Below are 6,982 nucleotides of genomic sequence, written 5' to 3' on the forward strand. Positions count from 1 at the left end.
GCGCCTCGGCCACCGGCATGAATCTGAGACTTCACGACCCAGACCGGACCGCCAAGCTCGTTGGCGACCTTCTCGGCCTCCTCCGGGGTGTAGGCAACGCCGCCCCGCGGCACTGCAACACCGAATTTGGCCAAGAGTTGCTTGGCCTGATACTCGTGAATGTTCATGGCTCTCCCATTTCCCTTGCACCGGTTTTGGCGCGAGAACCGCCGAAGCCGTTGCTCCAGCCGGCCTGATCGGCCGGCTTATTCCCCAAACGCGGGAAGCGGCCCGGTGCCGCAGTCATACTGTAGCACCGAACCACCTGATAACAAGTGGTGGTATACAATATACCACCACTCAGACCTTAGAGGCCGAGTTTCGCCGCAACTTCGTTGAGGCTCTTCACCGCGCCGACCGAATGATCGAACATGGCTTTTTCGTCCGCGTTCATCTCGATTTCGACGATGCGCTCGACACCGTTCGCACCGATCACGCACGGCACGCCGACATACAGACCGTCGAGGCCGTATTCGCCGGAGCACTGCGCCGCGCACGGCAGCACACGCTTCTTGTCCTTGAGATAGGAGTCGGCCATCTGGATGGCGGAGGAAGCCGGCGCGTAGAAAGCGGAGCCGGTCTTCAGCAGGCCGACGATCTCGGCACCGCCATCGCGGGTGCGCTGAACGATCTGGTCGATCTTTTCCTGCGTGGTCCAGCCCATCTTGATCAGATCCGGAACCGGGATGCCGGCAACGGTGGAGTAGCGGGTCAGCGGCACCATGGTATCGCCGTGGCCACCAAGCACGAAGGCGGTGACGTCCTCGACGGAGACGTTGAACTCTTCGGCCAGGAAATAGCGGAAGCGGGCGCTGTCCAGCACGCCGGCCATGCCGACGACCTTGTTGGCCGGAAGACCGCTGAGCTTCTGCAGGATACCGACCATGACATCGAGCGGGTTGGTGATGCAGATCACGAACGCGTCTGGGCAGTTCGCGCTGATGCCGTCGGCAACCGCTTTCATGACCTTGGTGTTTGTTTCGATGAGATCGTCGCGGCTCATGCCCGGCTTGCGCGGGATGCCTGCGGTGACGATAACGACGTCTGAGCCTGCCAGCGCGCTGTAGTCGTTCGCGCCGAGCATCTTGGCGTCGAAGCCTTCGACCGGGGACGCTTCCGCGATATCGAGAGACTTACCCTGGGGGATGCCCTCAACGATATCGAAGAGCACCACGTCGCCGAGTTCCTTCAGGCCGGCGAGCAGCGCCAGCGTGCCGCCGATATTCCCAGCGCCGACCAGCGCGATTTTGTTGCGAGCCATCTTGTTCCCCACTCCTCTGATTCGGGACAGATCCGCCGCGCCATCTAAGGCTTCGGCCTCCTCCTGGGCGGCGGAAAACCGAGGCGCGGTGTAGCGCGATTCCGCCCCCCCCGCAAGGGTTCACCCGGCGACATCCCGCGTTATCGACGAACAATCAGAAGCGTGGCGCCGAACTCTCGACTTTAAGAAGGTGATCCAGACCCGGCTGGAGATCGGACAGCACGAAGTCAACACGCTGCTGGATCCCCACATTCTTTTTGGTAAAACGGCTGCGCCATTCATAAATCTTGACCGTGAGACCGCAGAGAATCTCGGCCAGTGTCGCCTGATGCTCAAGGATCTGCTCGCGCGCCTGCCGGAACTCCTCGATGGTCAGCGTTTCCCAATCGAACACGGTGCGCTGATCGAATTCACGAAAACGCTCCACGACACTCTTCACAAGATGATCAATGGCCGAAGATACCTGCTTCATGCGCTTGATCGCCGGATCGCCCTTGCGGAACGAGCCGCGTTCTATGGTTTCCTCGATCCAGACATGCTGCTCTTTGACTCTCGGAACGATCAGGTTGAGATAACTCCGGTAGTATCCGAGCGACAGGAACGCATCCCCGTAATCCTCCAGCACGGAGGGCAGGGTATCCAGATCGGATTCCAGCACGGCGGAAAGCTCTTCCAGCTTTCGTTTGGCCGCCGCCTTGTCCGCCATCTGCATGATGTCCCGGAGATTGCGCGGGTCGGTGATATCCATCTCCCCGTCGCCGAAAACGTGACGCACGAGCGGCCGCGTCAGATTGCGCATATGATTGGCGAGTTCGCGCTTTTTCTCTTCCGACAGGCTGAGGACTTCCGTCGCTTCCACATCGATGCCGCTGGAGCGGACCGCGCGGCGCAGGGAATAGCAGTCAAACGCCGGCAGCTTGGACGCCTCTTTCAGCAGGGGGATGTCATGCTTGATCAGGTCTTCATCCCGGTTGACGTAATTCGGCAACTCGTCGATGCCGAACTGGCCGCTGCCCGTCCCGCTGCCGCGAAACAGCTCGACCCGGGTCTCCAATCGCACATTCTTGATAAGCCGCAGCCGGGACAGGCCTCTGTTGCGGATGGGAAGCGCCGCACAGGCAAACGTGTTGATCGAGTCCCGGTCTTCCCGGTCAATGAGGACGCGTTCACTGTCTTGCTTGAGCGGCGATTCAGACATGATGTCTCACGGCAATGGGCGAGACAGACGGAACAGCTCCGCGCCGCCGGTCTCGTTTGCCGGACGCTTTTGCAGGCCTATTCAAAAGTGGCGGCATCGCGTTCGATCCCGGTCAGACGGTCAAGCCCCGCCTGCAGATCCGACAGGACAAAATCGGCGCGCCGCTCGAAACTGCCGCCACCGCCGGGGAAACGGGATTCCCACTCGAACACCTTCACCGTCAACCCGCACAGGACGGCGGCGAGGCTGGCCTGATGGTCCATGATCAAAGCCCGCACCTGATTGAACGTGCCGACGGAGACACGCTCCCAGCGGATCCTGGTTTTGGTCTCGAAATTGTTGAAACGGCGTTCGAGGGACTGCAGCAGGGCGCCCAGCACACGTTCCGTCTTGTGCAGCGCCGGCCCCAGCATGGGATCCTTGCGGATATGAGGCACCTGATAGGCTTCCTCTATCCAGATCTGGAGCAACGTGATTCTGGAGCCGATCTCGGCCAGATGTTGTTTGTAAAAGCCGAGCGAGAGGAAGGTGTCCCCGTAATCCTCGAGCAGATCCGGCAGCCCGTCACGCGTCGTGTTCAGGGCTGTGGCCAGACCCTTGATCCGCAACAGCACGGCCGCGCTGTCGACATTCAGCAGTCGTTCACGGAGCAGCGCCGGGTCGGCCAGCTCGACATTGCTCGCGCCGAACACATGCTGCAGCAGCGGTTGTGTCAGGTTCTGCATATGCGGCTGCAACTCGCGCTTTTTCGCCGGGCTCAGCGAAAAGGCCTCAAGATCCTCGATCTCAATTCCGGCCGCGCGCAAACCGCGGCGCAAGGAATAGGGATCGAAGCTCTCCATCTCGCCGACACTTTTCAGCATCGGGATATCGTGCAGCAGGAGATCGTCCGTCGCCGTCATGAAGCCCGGCAACTCATCGATCGCAACCTGCCCGCTGCCCATACCCGTTTCGCGATAGAGTTCGATCCGCGTTTCCATGCGGACATTCTTGATCAGACGAACTTTTTTAAGCCCCTTGGTGCGCAGCGGAAGGATGTCGCAACGCAGGGTATGAAGGGCGTCCTGATCGGGGTCTGGAACCAGCGGCTTGCGCTGAGCCGAGAAATCAATGGCGTAGGCGATAACACACTCCCGGATGAGATGGCTTTGACGGGGCCTTCTGCCTTCCGCGAGTTGTATCACTCTCTATCTTAAGTCACTCTTAAGATTTAGATTCAAATTTAAATCTTTTTACGACTATTCCGCAAGTTATTGCACCATAAGGTATTCCCGGATTTCAGCGGCGGCGGGATTCAAAGTAATCAGAAGATTGCATTTCCATCAGCCGGGAAATCGTCCTGTCGAACTCAAAACCCCAATCCTCACCGTCATAAAGCTTCTCCGGCTCCGCCTCGGCCGAGGCAATCAGACGGACTCCCTGATCATAAAGAGCATCGATCAAGGTCATGAAACGGCGCGCCTGATCCCTGTTCGACGCCCCGAGAATGGGAATGTCCGAAAGAATGACCGTATGATAACGTTCCGCAACCGCAAGGAAATCGGCGGCCGCCAGCGGGACGTCGCAAAGATCCCTGAAGCCGAACCGCGCAACACCCGACGCGGCAGCAGGCACCGTGATCTCCCGCCCCTTGCGGCTGATCGCGTCCGGCATCGCCTCGGCATTGTCCGTCAGCTCGGCAAAGGTCCGGTCCAGCGCCGCCTCCGCCTCCGGGCCGCAGGGAACGTGATAGACGGTTTGCCCACGCAACCGGCCAAGCCGGTAATCTTCCCCGTCATCCAGCCGGAACACCTCATGGCGCGCCTTCAGAATGCCGATAAAGGGCAGGAACAGGTCACGCTGCAAACCGTCCTTGTAAAGCTCGTCCGGTGCCCGGTTGGAGGTCGCGACCACGACCACGCCCATCTCGAACATGGCGAAGAACAGGCGGGAGACGATCATCGCGTCGGCAATGTCCCGGACCTCGAATTCGTCGAAACAGAGCAGCCAGGCGCTATCGGCCAGTTTGCGGGCCGTCGGGCGGATCGGCTCCGCCGTCTTCGAGACCTTGTTCTCCTGGCGCCATTGATGGATCAGGTCATGGGCTTCGCGCATGAATTCGTGAAAATGGATACGCCGCTTTTTCTCGACTTGCGCGCCGTCGAAGAACAGATCCATCAGCATGGATTTGCCGCGCCCGACCGAGCCGTAGATGTAAAGCCCCTTCGGCGGATTGGACGGCTTGCTCCGGGCAAAGCCGAGCTTTGCCGTCCAGCCTGTCTTGGCTTGCGGCGGCCGGTAATCGATCAGCTGGTCATGCAGCCACTGCAGTTTCGCGGCCGCAGCCTCCTGTGCAGGATCGCGGCTGACCGTGCCATCCTCGATCATGGCTTCGTAGCGGGCCAGCGGCCCTTTCTGATTCACTGCGTATTCTCCCGTCGGACGGGCCATGCGGCCCGCTCCCCTCGGCGGACAGAAGTCGCGCAAGTCGCTGCCGCCGTCAAGTCAGAGCCCTCAAGTGAGGGGCCAGATCACCGCCCCCCGGACACGTCCAGAATGGAGCCCGCGCAATATCCGGCGGCATCGCTGAGCAGCCAGACAATGGCCTCGGCCACTTCCTCCGGTGCCGCAGACCGGCCGATCGGCGTGGTCGGGCCAAGCCGGGCAGCCCGGTCCGGTGCGCCGGCGCTGGCATGAATGTCCGTGTCGATCATGCCGGGAGCCACCGCGTTGACCCGCACGCCCTCGGCAATCACCTCGCGGGCAAAGCCGAGAGTGAAGGCATCCACAGCTCCCTTGGAGGCGGCGTAATGGGTGAATTCGTTGGGCGAGCCGAGACGGGAGGCAATAGAGGAGAGATTGACGACGGCACCGCCAGCGCCTCCGTCCTTCTTCGACATCCGGCGCACCGCCTCGCGGCAGCAGAGCATCAGACCGATCACGTTGAGCTGCATGACCTCGAGGATCGCAGCCTCCGACATGTCCCGGACCTGGGAGATCTTGCCGGTGATCCCGGCATTGTTGACCAGCCCGCGCACCGGGCCGAGGGCCGCCTCAGCCTCGTCGAAGAGCCGCATGATGTCGGCTTCCTTCGAGGTGTCGGCCTGAATAATGACAGCCTTGCGTCCTTCGGCTTCAATCTTGGCCGCTACGGCGCGGGCGGCAGCCTCGTTTCCCGCGTAATTTACCGCGATGTCCCAGCCGTCGCGCGCCGCGCGCACGGCCGTCGCCGCGCCGATGCCGCGACTGGCACCGGTGATAATGCAAAGTCCTCTGCTCATTCTTCGTTCCCCCCGGAACATGTGATTCCGGGGGGATCATAGCGCGGTTCAGTCGCCGGAGCGAACTTCCGCCGCAAACCGGACGGATGCGCGCAATTCGGCTTTCTGGGCCACGCTGTCACCACCCCCGCTTGCATCGGCGGCAAACTTCGGCGCCGCTTCCGAGCGCAACATCATGGCCGGCTGCGGACGCGGCGTCGCGCCCTGCCCTATATTGATTGCAGCCACGCGATAACCGCGATCGGGGTAGACCGCCTTCAGGCGTTCCAGCTCGTCGGCGGCACGCTGGTAGATTTCCGCGCGAAGCGCGGCCAGGGCTGCCTCGCGCTCCGCCAGAGTCGGCGTGAAATCAATGCCGAGCAGGGCGTAGCTCCGGCCCGCTTCGCCAAGATCGCCGACAGTGCTGCCGATGCCGCCAAGAGCCGTGCTCGGCAGACGGGCTTCCGCCGTGATCCGCCAACGCTCGAACCCGGCCTCATCCCGCAAACGATCATATCCGACAAGGCGCCAGGGAGCTTTGTCCGATATTTTCGCCAGATCCGCCTGCACCGCCGCGCGTGCCACGCCAAACCCGCCAGCCTTGACCGCGAGATCGGCGACGACAGTGACAGTCGCCGAGTCGGTCTCGACCCATTTTTCCAGGTTGAGATCGAGCGTGACGGTATCGTCGCGCACCGTTTCCGCCTGCACCACAGGAGAGGCGAACAACATCAGGACCGCAAGGGCGGCAGAGAGAAAGAGTCGGGTCATCAAATGGCTCCGGCTTGACTGAAAGAATGGTGAAATATCGCCTGTAATTGCGTCGGCAAAATGACACGGGTGCCGAATTTCCACCATCCCGCATCAGTCGCTCACAAGATCGCGACTGGTTTGGAGTTCGAAATCGCGATAGGGTAGCGCTGCAACTGACCGTGGAGGTTCACTCATGCGTAAACTCATCGGACTGTTCGTACTCGCGGCTGCCGTCGTTGCCTTTACCGCGCCGGCTGCTTTTGCGGCCTGCTCTTCCTCGCACAAGACGGCGGAACAGAGCAAACCAGCACAGACCTCGTAAAAACAGAGCCGCAGGCCCCCATCCCGGAACACCTGCGCCGTATTTTACCTTGTTGATCATAAAAAACGGCCGCTGTTTCCAGCGGCCGTTTTCCTGTTCGTGATTTTCAGAGGCGCTACATGCGCTGGACCATCAGCTTCTTGATCTCACCGATTGCCTTGGCCGGGTTC

At 61.2% G+C, this 6,982-nt stretch carries 8 protein-coding genes; 1 reads left to right on the top strand and 7 read right to left on the bottom strand.

Annotated elements, in window-relative coordinates; translation table 11 throughout:
* From AAC126_RS21095 to AAC126_RS21125, 7 genes are all read right to left on the bottom strand, one after another.
* Positions 1-167, bottom strand: a 167-nt coding sequence (locus AAC126_RS21095; RefSeq protein WP_339857264.1) for an ATP-grasp domain-containing protein, incomplete at its 3' end; no start/stop codon positions are given.
* Positions 168-346: 179 nt separating this feature from the next.
* On the bottom strand, positions 347-1,300 hold the full coding sequence (gene mdh / locus AAC126_RS21100) for a malate dehydrogenase (RefSeq protein WP_339857250.1): 954 nt from the start codon (positions 1,298-1,300) through the stop codon (positions 347-349).
* A 154-nt stretch (positions 1,301-1,454) separates the two neighbouring features.
* On the bottom strand, positions 1,455-2,498 hold the full coding sequence (locus tag AAC126_RS21105; protein ID WP_339857252.1) for a hypothetical protein: 1,044 nt from the start codon (positions 2,496-2,498) through the stop codon (positions 1,455-1,457).
* A gap of 77 nt (positions 2,499-2,575) precedes the next feature.
* Positions 2,576-3,682, bottom strand: a complete 1,107-nt coding sequence (locus AAC126_RS21110; RefSeq protein ID WP_339857254.1) for a hypothetical protein — start codon at positions 3,680-3,682, stop codon at positions 2,576-2,578.
* A gap of 94 nt (positions 3,683-3,776) precedes the next feature.
* Positions 3,777-4,901 (bottom strand): cell division protein ZapE, encoded by a 1,125-nt coding sequence (zapE, locus tag AAC126_RS21115; protein WP_339857256.1) that lies wholly within the window; start codon positions 4,899-4,901, stop codon positions 3,777-3,779.
* Positions 4,902-5,008: 107 nt separating this feature from the next.
* Positions 5,009-5,758, bottom strand: coding sequence for an SDR family oxidoreductase (locus AAC126_RS21120; RefSeq protein ID WP_339857258.1), 750 nt, complete (start codon positions 5,756-5,758; stop codon positions 5,009-5,011).
* Positions 5,759-5,806: 48 nt separating this feature from the next.
* A complete protein-coding gene (locus AAC126_RS21125) occupies positions 5,807-6,508 on the bottom strand; it encodes a hypothetical protein (protein ID WP_339857260.1) in 702 nt (233 codons plus the stop codon).
* 175 nt (positions 6,509-6,683) lie between these two features.
* On the opposite strand from AAC126_RS21125, the gene AAC126_RS21130 reads away from it, so the two are divergent.
* Positions 6,684-6,812, top strand: coding sequence for a hypothetical protein (locus AAC126_RS21130; RefSeq protein ID WP_339857262.1), 129 nt, complete (start codon positions 6,684-6,686; stop codon positions 6,810-6,812).
* Positions 6,813-6,982: the final 170 nt, after the last annotated feature.

The organism is uncultured Nisaea sp. (assembly GCF_963974195.1).
Classification (GTDB): Bacteria; Pseudomonadota; Alphaproteobacteria; order Thalassobaculales; family Thalassobaculaceae; genus Nisaea.